An 18931-nucleotide genomic window follows, 5' to 3' on the forward strand; every position below is an offset into this window, starting at 1 on the left:
TGACACCCCACCCCCCCCCCCACCCGCCCCCCCACCACAACCACCGAGCCGCACTCCCCCCCCCCCCCCCCCCCCCCCACCACCCCCCCCCCCCCACCCCCCCCCCCCACCCCCACCCCCCCCACCCCCCACCCCCCCCGCGCGGTGCGCGGGCGCCGGTCGAAGCTCGACGACAGTGACCGCATCGAACTGACACGGCTGCTGAGGGAGCCGACGCTGGAAGTGTCGCGCCAGCCGATTCCGTTGGCGCAGCGCACAATCAGCGGACACGCAGAGACCGTCGAATACGTCGGGCTGGCCGACACGGCTGAGCGCATGCACGCAACCTATCCAGGCGTGGTCGACTTCCTCGACGCGGTCGACCGGGTCAACTCGCTGGTCGCCGAGAAGCTGGCCCCGACGCGGAAACTCCTCGACGCGGCAGGCGCACCCGAACCCGAGCAGATGGTCGAGTTGCTCGAGATCTCCGCGACCGACCCGCTGTCCCTCGCCGCCCGCGACATCGAACAGCGCGTCGCCGCCATCGCGGAACTGGCTGACATACAGTCGAATTGGGTACGGGCGGTCGCGGCTGTAGCCAACCGACTCGACGAGTTGCGCGACGCGAGCACGCGTGCGGCAGAGGTGCGAGGGTACGCCTTGCAGAAGGTGCTCGCCGGGACGTTCCCGCAACGCCGCGACGAACACCCGGCGTTACGCGACGAACTGACGTCCCTCACGGCACCGGACCCGAAAGCATTGCGGTCACTGCGGGGCCGCGTCGAGGCGGCCCTGCAAGCCGCACGCGAGGAGGAGCAACTCGCGCAGGGACTGCTCGACCGGCGCACTGAGCTCAAGGGCCGATTGACGGCCTACCAAGCGAAGGCCGCGAGACTCGGGCTGGGGGAGGACCGGGACCTGCTGGCCTGCCTGCGGATAGCGGAAGGTCTACTGTCACGGCGGCCGTGTGACCTTCGCGCCGTGACGCGTGCGATCTCGGACTACCAGCAGATGATCGCCGACAAGCGGGAGAAGACGGTATGAAATGCGCCGAGCCGGACTGCGACGGCACCATCGTCGACGGCTACTGTGACGTCTGCGGCACGGCACCGCAACCCGCTGCCCCGCAGGCGGTTTCGGTGGCGACGGCACCCAGGCATTCGGCCCCTTCGGTGCGCACGGCCTCGGTGCGCACCGCAAGGAGCACGTCGTCGCCGATGGGCAGCGGCCGCGGTCGCCTCGGCGGCGGGCTGGTCGAGATGCCCCGCATCCCTAGGGGCGATCCGTCCGCCGCCATCCTGACCGACCCGCAGGTACCGGAGGCCAGCCGATACTGCGGCAACCACGAATGCAATAAGCCGGTGGGCCGGCAACGGGACGGTAACCCGGGGCGCACGGAGGGCTTCTGCCCCGAATGCGGCACGCGATATTCCTTCGTCCCCAAGCTGTCTCGCGGCGACCTGGTCGCAGGCCAATACGAAGTCCAGGGGTGTATCGCACACGGCGGATTGGGGTGGATCTACCTGGCGACCGACCGCAACGTCGAGAACCGCTGGGTGGTGCTCAAAGGCCTGCTGAATTCCGGTGACGCCGAGGCGATGGCGGTTGCCAAGGCCGAGGTGCTGGCCCTCGCAGGGGTGGAACACCCGAACATCGTCCGGATCTACAACTTCGTTCAGCATCCCGATTCGGCCGGAGTGCCGGTGGGCTACATCGTGATGGAGTTCGTCGGCGGCACCTCGCTGAAGCAGATCCGCAAGGCCCGCGGCGCACCGCTCCCGCCGGACCAGGCCGTCGCCTACATGATCGAGATCGTGCCCGCGCTGGGCTACCTGCACTCGCAGGGGCTGGCCTACTGCGACTTCAAACCCGACAACGTGATGCAGACCGAGGACCAACTCAAGCTGATCGACCTCGGTGCGGTGATCGCGATGGACGACGAACAGAGTGCGATCTACGGAACCCTCGGCTACCAGGCGCCCGAGATCGCCGAAACCGGTCCGACCGTCGCCAGCGATGTGTACACGGTGGGCCGCACGCTCGCGGTGTTGGTGATGGATGTGCCGCAGGAGAAGGGACGCTTCGTCGAGCAGTTGCCGGGCCCCGACACTGTACCTGTGCTCGCGAGATACGAATCACTGCACCGGGCGATCGTTCGCGCCACCCACCCCGACCCCGACTGCCGCTTCGAATCGATGGAGGTGCTCGCCGATCAACTGACCGGTGTGCTGCACGAGATCGCGGCGGCAGAGACCGGCGATCCGCAGCCGCGGATGTCGAGTCATTTCAGTCCGCAACGTGGTATCTACGGCGCGGGCACGGACAAGCCGGTCGCCGCCGACGCGGTGATCGCCGCGCTTCCCGTTCCGGTCGTCGATCCCAGCGATCCTGGCGCGGCGATCCTGGCCACGACGAGCGGGACCCCGCCCGCCCAGCTGGAGCACGCGCTGCAGATCGCCAGAACCGGTGCGCAACAAGCCAACAGGACCTCGGTGGAGGTGCCGCTGCGGCTGGTGCGGGCGTCGCTGGAGATCGGCGCACCCGAGGACGCGAGGAAACGGCTCGCAGAGTTGGAGTCCACGATTCCCGGCGATTGGCGACTGCGCTGGTATCGCGGACAGTGCGCACTGCTGGAGGGTGCCTACGACGACGCGGCCGCCGATTTCGAGGCAGTGCTGGCGGGGCTGCCGGGTGAGCTCGCCCCCAAGATGGCCATTGCCGCCACCGCGGAACTGAACGGTGCACGCGATGTGGCGGCGCGCTACTACGAGACGGTGTGGCGGACCGACCGCAGTTATGTCAGCGCGGCATTCGGGCTCGCGCGGCAGCGGGTACATGCCGGGGACCGAACGAGTGCGATCGCGGCGCTCGACGAAGTTCCCACGGAATCAGCCCATTTCACTCCTGCTGCGGCGAGCGCCGTCGAAGTGCTGCTCGATGGCGCCGAATCGGCGAAGCTCGATGAGCAGACGCTGCTGGACGCCGGCAGGCGCGCGTCCGAATTGAACCTGGAGTCGGCCGCCAAACGCGCGTCGATCCGGCTCGGCGTGTTGGGCGCCGCGCTGGACTGGCTGCAGGCGGGCCACCAGCCCAGCCTCGGCGGGCGATTGTTGGGTGCGGCGTTCGACGAACCCAGCATCCGCGTCGGCATGGAACGTGGTTATCGCGAGCTGGCACATGAGGCGACCGACATGTGGGAACGTATTGCATTGGTGGAGAGAGCCAACCAGATCCGACCGAGGACGCGCGTATGACTCAGGCAGCCACCTGTCCGCACTGCGACACCATGGTGCTACGCGCCGACCGGTTCTGCGAAGGCTGTGGCGCCTCGCTGGCGGAGGTGCGTCGGGTGGCCATCCCGCGACACGAAACCGCGAAAGATGCGCCGTGCGCCGACTGCGGCAACCCGGCCGATTTCGACGAGTACTGCACGGTCTGCGGACACCGCCGCGAGGAACCGGACCGCGACGAGGCCACCGTCGGTCCTGTCGTACTGGTCACCGACCGCGGTATCGAACACGCCCGCAACGAGGACGCCGCCGCGGCGGCAATCCTTCTCGGCGGCGACGGGCAACGACCGGAGGCGATCGTGGTGGCGGTGTGCGACGGCGTTTCGTCGTCTGCCCAGGCGCAGATCGCCGCGGCCGCCGCATCGCAAGCAGGCGTCGGTGCCATGATCACCACACTGGCCGCGGGAAAACCGGGGCGGGCCGCCATGCTGGCCGGGCTGGATGGGGCAGCCGCTGCGGCCAGCGCCGCCGGTGGTGACGCCGCGTCGGCGCCGTCGTGCACCTACACCGCCGCCATCGTCATCCCGACGACTGAGGGCACGGCGCAGGTGACCCTTGGCAACGTAGGCGACAGCAGGGCGTACTGGCTGCCGGAGCCGCCCGGCGAACCGAGGCAGCTGACGGTCGACGATTCGTTGGCCCAGGAACTGATCACCGCGGGCGCTGCGCCGGATTCCTATGCGGTGCAACGCGGTGCGCACACCCTGACCCGGTGGCTCGGCGCGGACAGCGAACCGCAACCCTGGTCGGACTCCAGCGTGCAGACGGTCACCGCGACCGGGCCCGGCACGCTGCTGCTGTGCAGTGACGGGCTGTGGAACTACCTGCCCGACGCCGCCGACATCGCCCGCTTCTGCACCGCCACCGATCCGGGCGCCGCCGCCAGGACGCTGACTCAATTCGCGTTGGACGGCGGGGGTCAGGACAACATCACCGTCGCAGTGATCCCGATCGGAGGGCCGGATGAGTTCGGCTGAGCGGCACGGCATTTCCGTTGATGTCGACCACAATCCGTACCTCGCGGAGGGCAGCGGAACGGTGGACGCGATCGTCAGCATCACCGCCGACGTGACGGCGACGGTCGCGGCGCCTGATCGGGTCGAGGCCATCATCATCGACTGCTCGACGTCGATGCAGGCGCCGATCGAAAAGTTCGAAGCCGCCAAACGGGCCACCGCCGCCGCCATCATGGAACTCGTCGACGGAACGTATTTCACCATCGTCGACGGCACCGAGAAGGCCACCAGTGTTTACCCCAAGGAGGGGTTGGCGCGGGCGAGCACCGAAACCAAGGCTGCGGCAATGCGTGCCGTCGACGCACTCCGGCCACACGGCGGCACCGCGATGGGAACGTGGCTCGCGCATGTTCGCGGCATCGTCGGTCAGCGAAAAGGTGCGATCACCCATGCCATCCTGCTCACCGACGGCAAGGACGAGCACGAGACGCCGGAGGAGCTGGGCGAGGAGATCGGTCTCAGCGAAGGCGAATTCACCTGTGACTGCCGCGGGGTGGGTACCGACTGGGAGGTCGACGAGCTACGCGCGATCTCGACCGCGCTGCTTGGCACCGTCGACATCGTCGCCGATCCCGAGGACCTCGCGGACGACTTTGCGTCGATGATGAAAGGGTCTATGGCCAAGGCGTTTCCGGCGCTGACGCTGCGACTGTGGACGCCCGCAGGGGCGACCGTCGAATTCGTCAAGCAGGTGGCGCCGACCGTCGAGGACCTGACGCACCGCCGAATCGACGCAGGAAACCAGTGCGGGGAGTACCCGTTGGGCTCGTGGGGCTCCGAGGACCGCGACTACCACATCCAGGTCGAGGTGGAACCGGCCGCAGTCGGCAGGGAGAAGCTCGCCGTGAGGGTGAGTGTCGTTGCGGGGCAGGATGTTCTGGGCGAGGGCCTGGTCAAGGCGGTGTGGACGGCAGACACAGCGTTGTCGGCGCAGATCAGTCGACGCGTCGCGCACTACACCGGCCAGGAGGAGTTGGCGCAGGCCGTGCAGGAGGGGTTGAGCGCGCGCAAGTCCGGAGATGTCCGCACCGCCACCGCGAAGTTGCAACGCGCGATGGAACTGGCCGTCGAATCCAGGAACGACGGGACGGCCAAGCTCCTCAGGGGAGTGGTCGAGGTCGACGAACGCACCGGCACCGTTGCGCTGCGGCGTGACGTCGCCGCCGCCGATGAGATGGCTCTGGATGCCCGGTCCACCAGGACGGCCCGAGTGCGGAAGGAGGCGTGATGCCGACCTGCGTCGAGGGGCATACGTCGAAAGCCGCCGACTACTGCGATGTTTGCGGGGCGCCGATCGGAAGCGCTGCGGAAGAACCGGTTTCGGGTCCCGCGGTCGAGGCCAAGGCCTGCCCGTCGTGTGGGATGCCGGTGACAGGCCGGTTCTGTGAAGCGTGTGGCCACGATTCCGCGCTGCCGGAACCGTCGGCGCCGTCGACGCCGGCAGCACCGATCTGGACGGCCGTCGTCACCGCCGACCGCGACCTCTACGAACGCGTACGGGCCCAGGGTGGCCCCGAGAGCGTCGAGTTTCCTGGGTTCTTTCCGGAACGGAGGATCGCGCTGCAGGGTGAGAGCACGCTGATCGGAAGGGGCAACCGGAAACAGGGGGTGAACCCCGAGATCGACCTGGGCATCCATCCGGTCGACCGGGGCGTCTCGTCGCAGCACGCGGTGCTGCGGATACACCAGTCCGTGCTGACCATCACCGACCTGGGATCGACCAACGGGACCTACCTCAACGGCGACAGCCGTCTGGCAGAAGGCGAGGAGACACCGCTGGCCGACGGCGACCGCATCCACATCGGTGCGTGGACCACGATCAGGATCGTCCGGGGTTAGATGTCGTACTCCCAGCTTTCGGCTTCCCAGCCGTTGCGTGATGCGCGGGGCCGCGACCGGTTCTCGGCACGGGTGTCGCTCTCATCGGCACCGCGGTAGCGGACCCGCGACACCGGATGGTGCGTACCACTGCCGTTGCCGTTGCTGGCGTGTGGCTCGCGCGGCGGATAGTCGTCGTAGCGGCGGCGTTCCGGGCGTTCGTAGGAGGTGCGCCGCTCCGGTGGCATCGCCTTGCGGGGTTCGCGCGTCGACGACGAGCGTGACCGCCTGCGCGGCGGATCGGCGGGCGGCGGCTGATCGGTCTGCCGGAGCGGGCGGGGTCTGCGCGGGCGGTCAACGACGGGTTCGATGAGCTCGGTCTCCGGCGGGCGGGTGTGCCGGGAACGCGACGGCGCGGTCCGCTTGGTGGTCCGCGTCGTGCGGGCGGCGCCCTGTCCCGACCTGGCGGTTTTGGTCGCTCTGCTGGGCCGGTCGATGGTGTGCTTGCGCCGCGGTTCCTCAGCGGCGTCTTCTTCGTCGGCGTCACCGGTCAGCAGCGACGACATCTTCGATGTGACCGAAGACACACGACCGGATTTCGCCTTGGCGGCCTTGGTGTCGTTGGCGGTGGACTGCCCCGCACCACGGCGCGACGACATCGCGTAATACCAGCGGCCGAGCCCGACGAGCAGGACCGCCGCGGAGGTGAAGAACATCAATGGGAACCGCTCGATCAGCGGATAACCGCAGTTGATCGCCAGGTCTTTGACGCCGCCGACTTGTGCACCGTGGAACAGGAAGTACGCCGTCGGCACGGCGACGAACAGGAGGAGCGGCGGCTGGATGACGGCGGTGAAGATCCCGGACTGGCGCACCGCGAGCACGGCGAATACGCAGCCCAGCACATACAGCGCCGCGAACACGACGTCCAGCTCTTTGTTACCGGAGCCCGCGTCGTACGCGAAGCCGACGGCGGTCATCGTGACGGCGAACAGCACAGCACCCCACCACGGAACGCCCGGGACGTTGGGGTGCGCAGAGCGGTGATCGGCCGGCACCGCCGACCGCGCGCGCTGAGCTGACACAGGTAGACCGTACCGGCTGTTACCGAATGTAGCTGTCAGCGCGCTTCTGGCGTGCCCGTCACAGTCTCCTAAACTCTGGTGCCTGTGGGCCTGAACCTCGGAATCGTCGGCTTGCCGAATGTCGGTAAGTCGACCTTGTTCAATGCGCTGACGCGCAACAACGTGCTGGCAGCCAATTATCCGTTCGCGACGATCGAACCGAACGAGGGTGTCGTGCCGCTGCCTGACCCGCGGTTGGCCAAACTCGCCGAGATGTTCGACTCGGCGAAGATCGTGCCCGCGCCGGTGACGTTCGTCGATATCGCCGGGATCGTCAAAGGTGCCTCGGAGGGTGCTGGGCTCGGCAACAAGTTCCTGGCCAACATCCGCGAGAGTGACGCGATCTGCCAAGTGGTGCGCGTGTTCACCGACGACGACGTCGCGCACGTCGACGGCAGGATCGACCCGAAGTCGGATATCGAGGTCATCGAAACCGAGCTGATCCTGGCCGACCTGCAGACGCTGGAGCGCGCGGTGCCGCGACTGGAGAAGGAGGCGCGCACGCACAAGGACCGCCGGCCGGCGTATGAGGCGGCGGTGGCGGCGCAGGAGGTACTGAACGGCGGCACGACGCTGTTCGCCTCGGGCGTCGACGCGTCGCTGCTGCGGGAGCTGAACCTGCTGACCACCAAACCGTTCCTATATGTCTTCAACGCCGACGAGGCGGTGTTGACGGACGAGGCACGCGTGGCGTCGCTGCGCGAACTGGTGGCGCCTGCGGACGCGGTGTTCCTGGACGCGAAGATCGAGGCCGAACTGCAGGAACTCGACGACGAGTCGGCCGCTGAACTGCTGGAGTCGATCGGGCAGACCGAACGCGGCCTGGATGCGTTGGCGCGGGCGGGTTTTCACACGCTGCGGCTGCAGACGTTCTTGACCGCAGGACCGAAAGAGGCCCGCGCCTGGACCATTCATCAGGGCGATACCGCGCCGAAGGCTGCTGGCGTCATTCACACCGACTTCGAGAAGGGCTTCATCAAGGCCGAGATCGTGTCCTACGACGACCTGGTCGAGGCCGGGTCGATGGCCGCCGCCAAGGCCGCGGGCAAGGTGCGGATGGAAGGCAAGGACTACGTGATGGCCGACGGCGACGTGGTCGAGTTCCGCTTCAACGTCTGAAGTACCAGTTCAGCAGCACTTTTAAACAAGTGGGACCACACTGGGACGACGATTAGCGATAGATCGCCAGCAAACGGCGTAGTGTCCCCGCCGTGGGTGGAACCGCAATCCAAGCGCCATCGGCTTTGGATGACAGTTGGTTCAAACCAGGACGGCGCGAAGAGCGTTAGGCACAGCACTGGTAGGCGCTTCCGCGCCAGTTGGAACGACGACGACGGCAAGCAACGTTCGGCCAGCTTTTCAAGTGAGAAGGCGGCCAAGGCACATCTGAGGTCTGTCGCCAGAGGTGAATACGCCAGTGCCAGCGGGGCGGATGGCCTTCTCGGCGTTCTACGAACAGTGGTCGGCGGACCAGCCGTGGGTGCCTGGGACTGTGCGGGCAACGGATCTCGCCGCTAGGTCCGTCACGTTCGGCAACATCGCCCTGAACGACTGCGTCCTTCTCATCTTCAGCCCTGGGTAAAGTCTATGCAAGACAAGCCCCTTGAAGCCAGTACCATCCGGACTCGGTTCAACAAGGTACGGTGCGTAATTGGTGCTGCTGTCGCTGACCGTGCCATCCCTTTTGACATCACTCTGAACGTTCGCCTCCCGAGAGCGGAAAGGGCCGATACCGCCGATGACGACGGCCTGACAATTCCTGCCCGGGTCAGGTGGGTGCTCTGCTCAGTTGCGCCCACGGCAAGTTCGTCGCGTTCATCGGTCTATGTGCTTTCGGCGGGATGCGTTTGGGAGAGGCTGCTGCACTTAAGGTTCTGACATCGACTTTCTGCGCCATGAAATTCGCATCGTCCGCCAGGTTCAGCGCGCCAATGGGAAGCAAGTAGAAATCAGGCCACCAAAATACGGCAGCAGTCGCACTATGTACGTACCTAAGGGCCTCATCAACTTGTTGAGCGAGCACGTCCGTACCCAGGTGCCGGGTGATGACCCAGACCGTTGGCTGTTCCGTGGGGAGGCTGGAAATCCGGTGCACCAGAATTCGGTGGGCTATCTGTGGCGCAAGGCCAAAAGCATTGCGGGCGTCGACTATCGTCTGCATGACCTCAGGCATTTCTTGGCGTCGGGATTAATCGAGGCGGGCTGTGGCGTGGTCATGGTACAGCGGCCGATGGGTCACAAATCCGCGACGGCGACACTCAATACGTACGCCCATCGGTGGCCAAAGGCGGAAGACAAAACTCGGAAAGCGGCTGCTGTCCTGTTCGCGGCGATGGGAGCTGAGGAGCGTGCCGCCACCCGTTGATTGGGCACGACGGGGCTACCGCTAATCGGTGGGAGTATCTGGTACGCACACGATTACACGACTCAACACACAACAAGTTCTGAGACGTACAGTAGGGGTTGGTCAGATCCAAGCGAACAGATCTCGCGTGGTCAGTCGGGTTTAACAAGAATGCATGGAGTTGAGCGATACCCACTTTCTGATGCGTAATCATCTTGGTTGCGCTTGGCGAACGTTTGGTACGCGTTTGAGGGATGGATGGTGAAGCCGCAGGTGATTGAACGACAGCAGAGCATCGCCGACACCTTGGCGGACCGTAGTCCGCGCCTTGCCGGCATGTACCGGACCGCGCTGCGAGGCCTAGAGGAGACAGCGGAGGAAGGGTGTGAATCAGCTCGAATTTCAGTAATTTGCCATTGTATGCGTGAATTAATAAACGGCTTGCCTGCGGCGCTAAAGGTCGACACTATCCCAAGGCCAAATCCGTCTTCTGGTTCTCTCACGAGTAAATTGCCGAGACTGCTTCGGAAAAATCCAGAGGTAGACCTGTCCGCCGATCAAGACATAATACCGCTACCCAAAGCTGTGGCTCAGGTTATTGATTCGATCATTGCTGCTGCTGCTCAAGAAGACAGTCGGAACAAGCTAAATGCTGCTTCGTTGGTGACCGGCGAAAAAGACAAAAATCACCCAGCCGTAAGACAATGGGATCAGGCGTACCAATTTTTCGTTGGATGGGCTCATATTGACCGCAATCACGATGCGGAGAGGCCTCTGCCCTCTGACGCTGACCTGGTAGCCAACATCAGGGTCGTCGAGGATGTTATCGAAGTCCGAACTGGTGTCTTCTTCGAGAACCTAAGGGCCTTGAAGCCATTGCTCGATGACATCAATGCTCTGGTAGATGAGGAGGAGGAGTGACATCGCGGTTCAAAGCGCCCAACAATGAGCAGGTTAAGGAAGTGTTGCGCAGGATTCCTACCCTGCAGCTTAGGCGCGCATTCTTTGAGGGCATCAAAAACCCCCTTTGGGTCAAGCCCCTTGCGGAACACGGAATATTCAGCAGCCCTCCCGAGCCGGAAGTGACCGATGATGGGTTGGTCCGAGACGTCTACTGGCCAGAGATCGATTATTTGATTCGTGCTGCCCCCGATGTGCCGGAAGCAGTAGTTGACGTGCTACTCAAACTTGGTAAAAGTAACAACGCTTGGGTTCGGCGAGGTGCATTCGCGATCGGCGCAGCGATCCCAGCCGAACAAGCTGCGCGTTTAGAACCTCTGATCAAGTCGTGGAAGTCAACTGGGATGGGATGGCGGACTGATCCACGAGACCTAGTGGCCGTCGTGGCAAATTTGTTTCAAGGCGGGCAGACTGAGGTCGGCAAGTGGTTAGCCGGGGTGATCTTCAAGCCCACCCGAGGGAAAGACCGTCTTAAGCCCGCAACCACTATCGAGGACTATTGGTATGAGTTAGGGCTCTCAAAATTGGTTGCGGCGATCGGAAACGACGGCCTAGCGGTCGTTTTGCCATGGCTTATTGGGTACGAGCGCATGGCCGGAAAGCTGAAGAAGGATTACGACAACACCCACTTTTCGCGGGAATCCATACGCAAACGAAGCCACGACCACGAAGACGTCGAGCAGGCGTTGATTGAGGCGGTAAGAGATCTGGCGATCAGGGCGATGCTAGTTGACGCGGCAGGTGCTACCGGGACACTGTTGCAAACCAACATGCTCCTTGGCCGGAAGCTCGCCCTGTTCTCGCTCGGCGAAGCAATCCGCCAAACCGACGGTGCTGACCCGCACATGATTGAGCTACTGGACTTGGCGCGCACGCTGCTATTTGACGAACTTTCACTTCACTATTCATGTCGAATTGACTACGCGGAGCTAGCGCGTGCTGTCGCCAACGTTTCGCCGAGAGTGCTTGATGACCTCCCTGGTTTCATCGAGCGAGGCTGTCTGGCCGAGAGTGATCGGCGAAGAGAACAGTTGCGCGGCGACGGCGAGGAGTCCGCCGATATCGACGAGCAAGTTCAGGAATACGGGAACCTCTGGAAACACAGTTGGTTGTCTGCTATCGGCCGCGAAGCATTGCCAGCGCAGCTGCAGGCGACCTTGGCGGATCTAGATCGCAGCTACGGAGTCATCGATGCACCACTAGAACCGGCCCCGATTGTCTGGAGCTGGTCGGGGCCGAATAGTCCTCTGCGCCAAGATGATATGGCAGCGATGAGCGCTACGGAGTTAATCAACCATCTTGAAAGTTGGCACGACGCGGGCGATGGATGGGGCCCTGAGCCTTCGCATGAGGGGCAAGGACGCGAATTGACCGCACTTCTGACAGGGAGTCCGAAAGCGGTTGCGGGGGTGGGCAACCTTGTCGATCGGCTGCGTCCTACCTACTTGAGGGCGATCGTTAGTGGGTGGCGGGACGCCGCGAAAGCTGGTATTGAGCCAGATTGGACACAGCTTATTGAGGTAATTGGGGGCATCCTAGAACATGACGATCAGTCTCCTTTCCCTCCAGAGGGTGGACATGGAGACGACGATCCGGACTTTCGCTCTGCCAAACGGGCTGCCGTAGGACTTCTCGAACAGTTGGCTAAGCCGCAGTCCAAACTTGTGATTCCTGAGGGAGTAATGCCTCAGGTCGCCGAGCTGATAATTGGATCCTTCTCAGACGAAATAGCTTGGGACGGGTACATCGCGAGCGCCGGCAGCACTGGGATGGATGCCTTCACAACTTCGCTTAATTGGCAGTGGCCGATGGGGATACGCGGATTGACCTACTTGATGGCCCACGGTACGGACACCATCTGGTACCAATCAGCGAGGTCCACCCTGATGCGAGAGTTATCGCGGGACGATATCCACGGCGCGTCGAGTGCCGCCGTGGGCGAAGGGGTGGGGCGGCTGCTGATGACCGACCCAGAGTGGTTGGAAACAAATGCTTCTGACTTCTTTGGCTCAGAAGTTGGGTTGTCGACCCAGCAGCAGATCGCCCTCACCACGGCGATCACTACCCATCATTACAACGTTTCAATCTTTAAACTGCTCTCCTCATCGATGACTGGAGCAATTCGGCTTGAGCAGCCGGTAGTTGCCGGATGGCGTACGCAGTTTGATCCGCTCCAGCGGATCGGTGACTGGGTCATTAATGCAATTATCCGGGGACACAACACGATCGAGGAGAGTCCTGCTCGCGAGTTCTTCTCTGTCGTCCCGCCCAAGGTTCGTGGTGATGCCATCGGCCATGTTGGTTGGGCATTCACACACGCACAGGCCGTCGATGACCCAATCCGGAACCGGCTCGCAGAACTTTGGGACTCTCGGGTTGCCCATGTACAGGATAAGCCTGATGACCGGGAGGAGCTCGCAGAGTTCTGCTGGTTCGTGAAGTGCCACAAGTTCGCGGTGGAGTGGTGGCTTCCGCGCTTAAAGCAGGCGATAGAGCTGTGCCCAGATGTTAGGTCGGAATCCCACATGATTGGCAAGGAGATTGCCTTTGCGGCTGACCTCGATCCGCATGCGGCGCTTGAAGTCTTGAAGATGTTGCTTGAGGGCCAAGACGAGTCGGGACTGGTAACTTTCGAGCTCATGCAGGACGCCGTGCCGACCGTAATTGCGCGAGCGATTGCGTCAGGCGATGAGAGCCTGAAACAAGACGCCATGGACTACATGAACGAGCTCGGAGAGAAGGGGCATTTCTCGCTAGAGGCAGAAGTAGCGAAATTTCTCTGACTCGGCAGTCGCGCCTGTGGAGAACCGAAAGACGACTGATCTGGAGCTCCATCTGGTGCGCCAAAGGGCGTTCAGCGTGCCTGGACGCCAAAACTGAAGATCGCCAGCTCCATCGAGTCGTGAACAAGGGAGAGACTAACGACATGTCTCGCGGCCAATCGTCACGCATATGGCTCTGGATGGTTTCCACGACCGTCTTCGGTCTGGTTTCCGTTGTTCTTGGGGTACTGACCTTAGTGCAGTGGGGCCAACTCAGCGAACGGGGCATGGGCGTGAATTGGGGATCGGTACCGGATTGGGTGGCTGGTGTCGGCACGGTCCTAGCGTTCGCGATCGAAACCACCGTGTTCGCTTACGAAGTTTGGGAACGGCGGCGTTCTGACAAGCGTCGCCAGGCTGAGCAAATCACCGCATGGCTAGGCCCCGGTTTAAGCTCCCGGTATCGCGAGTGGATTCAAGGGCGGGGATTGGAAATGCTCGTCAATGTTCCTGGTTTTGCTCATCAATGCTTCAGACTCCGTGATCTATGACCTGATCGTCGTTGTCACCTGCAAGCACAGTGACGTTGCCTTGCCGATGCAGCTCGATTCCGGCCAGCTCGTGCAGTCGACACCTACAGCATGGGAGCCACGCAGGGATCGTCTGGCGTTCGGACGGGCAGCAGCGCTTCCGCCCGGTCAATGGAAGGTGTCAATTCGGTTGGCCAACACTTCGGTTCGACCACATCACGTCGATATATTCTTTCGCGACAATCGGGGGGGAGTACTGGCGCCGGGCCTCGCTTGGGCAATTGTCGGGGCAACCCCAACTGTCCTCAGAGGAGCCCACGCAAGAAGCGCTCCGCGAGGTCGTCGTGAAAGCACTTGGCGAGGGGCAGTCGGATGCTCGATTCGGCATTCTGGTGCCCAAGCAATTGAAGATGAAGGAGGCCACGTAGACGGGGTCAACGGACCATACTGGGGCCACAGTTGGTGCCTAACGGCAAGACTGGAAAATGATGGGTGGGTGCTGGTCAGAGCCCTTTTTCGCACAACAGCCCATCGAAGCCCATCAGGGGAAACGCCCGGTGCGAAGTTCCGCTTCAACGTCTGAGCCACCTCAACGGCTTGGCGGCGGGCGCATGCCAGGATGTGCGCATGGCGGTCGTATTGGTACACGGCAATCCGGAGACGGCCGCGCTTTGGACACCGCTGGTCGATGCCCTCGGCCGCGACGACGTGGTCCGGTTGTCACCTCCGGGCTTCGGAGCTCCGCTGCCCGAGGGGTTTTCGGCGACGTACCTCGATTACCGCGACTGGCTCGAGGATCAGCTCGAGAGCATTGACGGCCCAGTCGATCTGGTCGGACACGACTTCGGCGGCATCCATGCGATGAACGTGGTGATGCATCGCCCGGAGCTCGTCCGCAGTTGGGTCAGCGATGTCGTCGGAATGTTCGATCCCGACTACGAGTGGCACGAGCTGGCCCAGGTATGGCAGACGCCCGGCGAAGGCGAGCAGCTGATCGAAACGTTCCTCGGTGGCACGCCGGAAGAACGGGCCGCCATGTACGCCACCGCAGGTATGCCGTTGGCGGTCGGCACCGAAATCGCTGCGGGCCAGGGACCGGAGATGGGCCGCGCAATCCTGCTGCTGTACCGCTCGGCAACCCAGCCTGCGATGCAGCACGCGGGACGCGATCTGGAGAAGGCGGCGGTCCGCCCAGGGCTTTCGGTACTCGCCACCGAAGACACCTACGTCGGATCCGCTGAGATGCGGCGTCGCGCCGCTGACCGGGCCGGCGCCCGCACCGCAATCCTCGACGGATTGGGGCACTGGTGGATGGTCGAGGATCCGGCCCGAAGCGCCGCGGTCCTCACTGCCTTCTGGGATGAGCTCGACTAGCTTGTCGGGGGCCGCGTCTAGCGCGCGCGGCATGAAACTGGTTTCGATTCGCATCATCACCGCCGACGTGCAGCGCGTCGTCTCGTTCTACGAGGTGATCACCAACGCCCAGGCGGTGTGGGCCAATGAACTGTTCGCCGAGATTCCCACCGCGACGGGCACGCTGGCGATCGGGAGTGACAAGACGGTCCCACTGTTCGGGGCGGGATCCGCGGAGCCGGCAGCGCACCGGGGCGCCATCACCGAGTTCATCGTCGAGGGCGTCGACGCCGAATTCGAGCGGTTACGCGGCGAATGGAACGAGGTGGTCACCGAGCCGACGACCATGCCGTGGGGCAACCGCGCGCTGCTGTTCCGCGACCCGGACGGCAACCTGGTCAACCTGTTCACCCCGGTCACCGAGCAGGCCCGCGCTAAGTTCGGCGTGTGACCAGCGATCTGCTCACGGTGTATCGCGACTACCTGGCGTGCCTGAACGCCCGACGCTGGGACGAACTCGGACGGTTCGTGGCCGACGAGGTCGTCCACAACGGAGACCCGCTGGGTCTTAGCGGCTACCGGGCGATGTTGGTGGCCGACACCGACGCCACACCGGACCTTCGGTACGTCCCCGAGATCCTGATCGCCGACGGCGACTTCGTCTCATGCAGGCTCTACTTTCAGTGCACGCCACATAACGAGTTCCTGGGTCTCGAGTCGACAGGACGCCGAATCTCGTTCGCCGAACACGTGTTTTACCGGTTTGTTGACGGCAGGATCGCTGAGGTCTGGTCGTTGATCGACAGGGATGCGATTCGTGCCCAGCTGCCTGCTGCGCAGTCATAGCATTCGCTGATGAGTTTCGATGTCCCGCCGGACGCTTACGCACGGTTCATGGGGCGATACGCCGATCCGCTCGCGACGGTCTTCGCGGCATTCGGCGGCGTGCAGGCGGGCGACAGGGTGCTCGACGTCGGCTGCGGGCCTGGCGCGTTGACCGCGCACCTGCTGTCCCTCGGCGCCCAGGTCACCGCGATCGATCCCTCGCCGTCCTTCGTCGACGGACTTCACGCGTGCTTTCCGAACGTCGACGTGCGTGTCGGCACCGCAGAGGAATTGCCTTACGACTCCGGTGCTTTCGACGCCGCCTTCGCGCAGTTGGTGGTGCACTTCATGACCGACGCGGTGGGCGGCATCGCCCAGATGGCGCGCGTGACCAGGCCCGGTGGCGTCGTCGCCGCATGCGTCTGGGACGGGCCGACCGGCGCTCTGGCCCCGTTCTGGGATTCGGTACATGTGATCGACCCCGAAGCCGTCGACGAATCACTGCTGTCGGGCGCGCACGCCGGGCACCTGACCGAGATCTTCGAAGCTGCCGGCCTGCACGAGGTGAACGAAGCAGCCATTTCCGTCGACCTGGTGCACCCGACTTTCGACGAGTGGTGGCAGCCGTACACCTTCGGCATCGGTCCCGCCGGCGAACATGTCCGCCGACTCGACGACGCCGACCGTGCCCGCCTCGAATCAGTGGCGCGAAACCGCCTGGGAAACGGCCCGTTCACGGTGACCGCGACCGCGTGGGCTGCCCGCGGCAGAGTGTGAGAGTTACCGTGAGCTGTGGTCAGTGGCGAGGCTGAGCTGACACGTCGCGAGCGTTCCGCCGCCGAACGCGACAAAATCGCCGATGAGCGGGACCGCGTCGCCGACGTTCGCGAGGACACCGCAGACGAACGCGAGAGGCTCGCGGACGAACGCGAGGGCACCGCTGCCGCCTGGGAACGGGAGAGGCTGCAGCGGATAGACGACCAGTCGGAGCGCTCGTCAGCGGCGGCGCGGCGGCAGCAAGCCGACGTCGCCAGGGAAATGGCCGAAGCCGAACGTCGCCAAAACGAGTAAATCTCCGACCCTGCTGTACTACCGTGTGTAGTAGCCGAGTGCTGGGGAGGGATGATGCGGTGGCGCGGCGTCAGCCACGTGGAGTTCGCGGTATCGGACTATGACGACTCCATCGCGTTCTATGACGCGTTGTTCGGCTGGCTGGGATACGACAGCTTCTCGTCGCTGGACATGGAGTACCAGTCGATCTACTACTTCACGCGGTACGTCAACCCGCACAGCTACATCGGCATCCAGCCTGCGCGCACCGGCCACAAGCTCAGGCACGTCGACCAGGCCGTGGGTATCAACCACATCGCGTTGTGGGCGCGCAGCCGGAAAGAAGTCGACCGGTTTCACCACGAGTTCCTGCTGCCGCGCGACATCGACGTCACTGATGCGCCGAAGGATTACCCGCAATACTGGCCGGGCTACTACGCTGTGTTCTTCGACGACCCCATCAACGGCATTCACTGGGAGCTGTCATGGGTGCCGAAAGTCCCCACCCCACGCCAGGTTTGGTCCTTCTGCCGCGCCATCAACAGCTTCGCCAGGAGTCGCCTGGACCTCGCACGTACCGTGCCCGGGGTGATGTGGCAGGCCCGTCGAACTCTGCCAGGCCCAGAGGCTGCCCGACGATGCGGTTTTGCCGAGCGCTCCTGATCGCCGCAGTGCTCGTGTCGTGCTCGCCGGCCGGCGAGTCGACACCATCGGCACTGAAAACCATTGACCCACAGACTCTTCAAGCTGTCGTGGAAAGCGCCGCGACAAAATTGAAGGTGCCCGGCACTATGGTGCTGGTGCGCACACCGAAGGGCGACGTCACCGCCGGCGTGGGAACCACCGACCTCGGCGCCCGAATACCCCCGACCGCCGCCACCCACTTCCGGATCGCGTCGAACACCAAGACCATGACCGCCGCGCTGATCGTGCTGCTCGCCCAGGACGGCAAACTGAACTTCCGCGACCCGGTGTCGCGCTACGTTCCCGACGTGCCGAATGGCGAAAGCATCACCGTCGCACAGCTTCTGAAGATGCGCAGCGGTCTGTACGGCTACACGTTCGACCCCGCACTCGCCGCCGCGATGGATGCCACCCCCGAGAAGGCGTGGACGCCGCAGGAGGCGCTGGCGATCGCGTTCCGGCACCCGCCGCTGTTCGCGCCCGACGCCTCGTACGACTACAGCAACACCAACTACACGCTGCTCGGTGTCATCGCGGAGAAGGTCGGCGGACGCCCGTTGGTGGAGCAGTTGCAGGAGCGACTGTTCGGCCCCGCCGGCCTGACGCAGACATCGCTTCCCGCCGCCGACGACACCTCCATGCCTGCGCCCTACTCGCACGGCTACATGTATGGCGGAAGCGTCTACGCGCTCGCCGACGTCGCCTATCCCGCCGACGTCAAGGCCGACGCCGAAGCCGGAACGCTGCAGCCCGTCGACTACACGAACCAGAACCCCTCATATGCCACCGCGGCAGGGGGGGCGATCTCCACCGCCGACGACCTCGCCACCTGGATGAAGGCGCTGGTATCGGGCAAGGTGTTCACCGCCGACTCACACAGAGAATGGTTGGCCAGCCCGCAAGCCGAGGATCCCGACCAGCCCGACGGTCAGAAATACGGCTACGGCATCTCGTATCAGCGGTTCGGCCCGAACGCCGCGATGTTCTATCACGGGGGCGAACTGCCCGGCTTCAACTCGTTCATGGGTTACGACCCGGACAACGATGTGGCACTTGTGATTTGGACGAACCTGACGCTCTCGCCCGACGGCAGAACGACAGCGCAGGCCATGCTGCCGACGATGCTGAACGAGATCTACGCGGGCTTGTCGCTGCCCACCGAATGAGCCAAAGACCCCACCTGCGATGTGCAGATG

At 63.9% G+C, this 18931-nt stretch carries 18 protein-coding genes; 17 read left to right on the forward strand and 1 reads right to left on the reverse strand.

What is annotated here, in order from left to right; translation table 11 throughout:
* The first annotated feature begins 144 nt into the window (after window positions 1-144).
* Genes A5724_RS14040 through A5724_RS14060 form a run of 5 tightly spaced genes read left to right on the forward strand, consistent with a single transcriptional unit; the run spans window position 145 to window position 6124 of the window.
* Entirely contained in the window at window positions 145-1023 is an 879-nt protein-coding gene (locus A5724_RS14040; protein WP_067802498.1) for a hypothetical protein, read from the forward strand.
* A complete protein-coding gene (locus tag A5724_RS14045; protein ID WP_067802500.1) occupies window positions 1020-3233 on the forward strand; it encodes a serine/threonine-protein kinase in 2214 nt (737 codons plus the stop codon). The genes A5724_RS14040 and A5724_RS14045 overlap by 4 nt, the downstream gene beginning before the upstream one ends.
* Window positions 3230-4246, forward strand: coding sequence for a PP2C family serine/threonine-protein phosphatase (locus A5724_RS14050; protein WP_067802503.1), 1017 nt, complete (start codon window positions 3230-3232; stop codon window positions 4244-4246). Before A5724_RS14045 ends, A5724_RS14050 begins: the two co-directional genes overlap by 4 nt.
* Window positions 4233-5513, forward strand: coding sequence for a VWA domain-containing protein (locus A5724_RS14055; protein ID WP_067802505.1), 1281 nt, complete (start codon window positions 4233-4235; stop codon window positions 5511-5513). Before A5724_RS14050 ends, A5724_RS14055 begins: the two co-directional genes overlap by 14 nt.
* Window positions 5513-6124 carry an FHA domain-containing protein gene (locus A5724_RS14060; protein ID WP_067802508.1) on the forward strand — a complete coding sequence of 204 codons (612 nt, stop codon included), beginning with the start codon at window positions 5513-5515 and terminating at the stop codon, window positions 6122-6124. The genes A5724_RS14055 and A5724_RS14060 overlap by 1 nt, the downstream gene beginning before the upstream one ends.
* Here the strand turns inward: A5724_RS14060 and A5724_RS14065 are convergent.
* A complete protein-coding gene (locus A5724_RS14065; protein WP_067802510.1) occupies window positions 6121-7188 on the reverse strand; it encodes a DUF6542 domain-containing protein in 1068 nt (355 codons plus the stop codon). The two genes, A5724_RS14060 and A5724_RS14065, sit on opposite strands and share 4 nt — an antisense overlap.
* Before the next feature lie 84 nt (window positions 7189-7272).
* Between A5724_RS14065 and ychF the strand changes: the two genes are divergently transcribed.
* The 12 genes from ychF (at window position 7273) to A5724_RS14120 (ending at window position 18901) form a co-directional block, all read left to right on the forward strand.
* Entirely contained in the window at window positions 7273-8346 is a 1074-nt protein-coding gene (gene ychF, locus A5724_RS14070; RefSeq protein ID WP_067802512.1) for a redox-regulated ATPase YchF, read from the forward strand.
* 787 nt (window positions 8347-9133) lie between these two features.
* On the forward strand, window positions 9134-9592 hold the full coding sequence (locus A5724_RS35155; RefSeq protein ID WP_369830637.1) for a tyrosine-type recombinase/integrase: 459 nt from the start codon (window positions 9134-9136) through the stop codon (window positions 9590-9592).
* Between the two features lie 237 nt (window positions 9593-9829).
* The gene (locus A5724_RS33740) at window positions 9830-10492 is read left to right on the forward strand and encodes a hypothetical protein (RefSeq protein WP_156752274.1); all 663 of its coding nucleotides are present in this window, start codon (window positions 9830-9832) and stop codon (window positions 10490-10492) included.
* Complete coding sequence (locus A5724_RS14085) at window positions 10489-13314, forward strand: hypothetical protein (protein ID WP_156752275.1); 2826 nt, start codon at window positions 10489-10491, stop codon at window positions 13312-13314. The genes A5724_RS33740 and A5724_RS14085 overlap by 4 nt, the downstream gene beginning before the upstream one ends.
* A gap of 119 nt (window positions 13315-13433) precedes the next feature.
* Entirely contained in the window at window positions 13434-13844 is a 411-nt protein-coding gene (locus A5724_RS33745) for a hypothetical protein (RefSeq protein ID WP_156752276.1), read from the forward strand.
* Between the two features lie 606 nt (window positions 13845-14450).
* On the forward strand, window positions 14451-15197 hold the full coding sequence (locus A5724_RS14090) for an alpha/beta fold hydrolase (RefSeq protein ID WP_067802525.1): 747 nt from the start codon (window positions 14451-14453) through the stop codon (window positions 15195-15197).
* A gap of 31 nt (window positions 15198-15228) precedes the next feature.
* Window positions 15229-15627 (forward strand): VOC family protein, encoded by a 399-nt coding sequence (locus tag A5724_RS14095; protein WP_067802528.1) that lies wholly within the window; start codon window positions 15229-15231, stop codon window positions 15625-15627.
* Window positions 15624-16022, forward strand: coding sequence for an ester cyclase (locus tag A5724_RS14100; RefSeq protein ID WP_067802531.1), 399 nt, complete (start codon window positions 15624-15626; stop codon window positions 16020-16022). Before A5724_RS14095 ends, A5724_RS14100 begins: the two co-directional genes overlap by 4 nt.
* A 9-nt stretch (window positions 16023-16031) precedes the next feature.
* On the forward strand, window positions 16032-16778 hold the full coding sequence (locus tag A5724_RS14105; RefSeq protein WP_067802534.1) for a class I SAM-dependent methyltransferase: 747 nt from the start codon (window positions 16032-16034) through the stop codon (window positions 16776-16778).
* Window positions 16779-16793: 15 nt separating this feature from the next.
* On the forward strand, window positions 16794-17072 hold the full coding sequence (locus tag A5724_RS14110) for a hypothetical protein (RefSeq protein ID WP_067802537.1): 279 nt from the start codon (window positions 16794-16796) through the stop codon (window positions 17070-17072).
* 54 nt (window positions 17073-17126) lie between these two features.
* The gene (locus tag A5724_RS14115; RefSeq protein ID WP_067802888.1) at window positions 17127-17714 is read left to right on the forward strand and encodes a VOC family protein; all 588 of its coding nucleotides are present in this window, start codon (window positions 17127-17129) and stop codon (window positions 17712-17714) included.
* On the forward strand, window positions 17690-18901 hold the full coding sequence (locus tag A5724_RS14120; protein ID WP_067802540.1) for a serine hydrolase: 1212 nt from the start codon (window positions 17690-17692) through the stop codon (window positions 18899-18901). The genes A5724_RS14115 and A5724_RS14120 overlap by 25 nt, the downstream gene beginning before the upstream one ends.
* The last annotated feature ends 30 nt before the right edge of the window (window positions 18902-18931 follow it).

It is taken from the genome of Mycobacterium sp. ACS1612 (assembly GCF_001667505.1).
GTDB lineage: Bacteria > Actinomycetota > Actinomycetes > Mycobacteriales > Mycobacteriaceae > Mycobacterium.

Excerpts from the sequence above, each read along its gene's own strand:
- A5724_RS14055 (WP_067802505.1), top strand. The coding sequence starts at position 4,233 with ATGAGTTCGGCTGAGCGGCACGGCATTTCCGTTGATGTCGACCACAAT.
- A5724_RS14050 (WP_067802503.1), top strand. The coding sequence starts at position 3,230 with ATGACTCAGGCAGCCACCTGTCCGCACTGCGACACCATGGTGCTACGC.
- A5724_RS14105 (WP_067802534.1), top strand. The coding sequence starts at position 16,032 with ATGAGTTTCGATGTCCCGCCGGACGCTTACGCACGGTTCATGGGGCGA.
- A5724_RS14090 (WP_067802525.1), top strand. The coding sequence starts at position 14,451 with ATGGCGGTCGTATTGGTACACGGCAATCCGGAGACGGCCGCGCTTTGG.
- A5724_RS14095 (WP_067802528.1), top strand. The coding sequence starts at position 15,229 with ATGAAACTGGTTTCGATTCGCATCATCACCGCCGACGTGCAGCGCGTC.
- A5724_RS14115 (WP_067802888.1), top strand. The coding sequence starts at position 17,127 with ATGCGGTGGCGCGGCGTCAGCCACGTGGAGTTCGCGGTATCGGACTAT.
- A5724_RS14120 (WP_067802540.1), top strand. The coding sequence starts at position 17,690 with ATGCGGTTTTGCCGAGCGCTCCTGATCGCCGCAGTGCTCGTGTCGTGC.
- A5724_RS14060 (WP_067802508.1), top strand. The coding sequence starts at position 5,513 with ATGCCGACCTGCGTCGAGGGGCATACGTCGAAAGCCGCCGACTACTGC.
- A5724_RS33740 (WP_156752274.1), top strand. The coding sequence starts at position 9,830 with ATGGTGAAGCCGCAGGTGATTGAACGACAGCAGAGCATCGCCGACACC.
- A5724_RS14045 (WP_067802500.1), top strand. The coding sequence starts at position 1,020 with ATGAAATGCGCCGAGCCGGACTGCGACGGCACCATCGTCGACGGCTAC.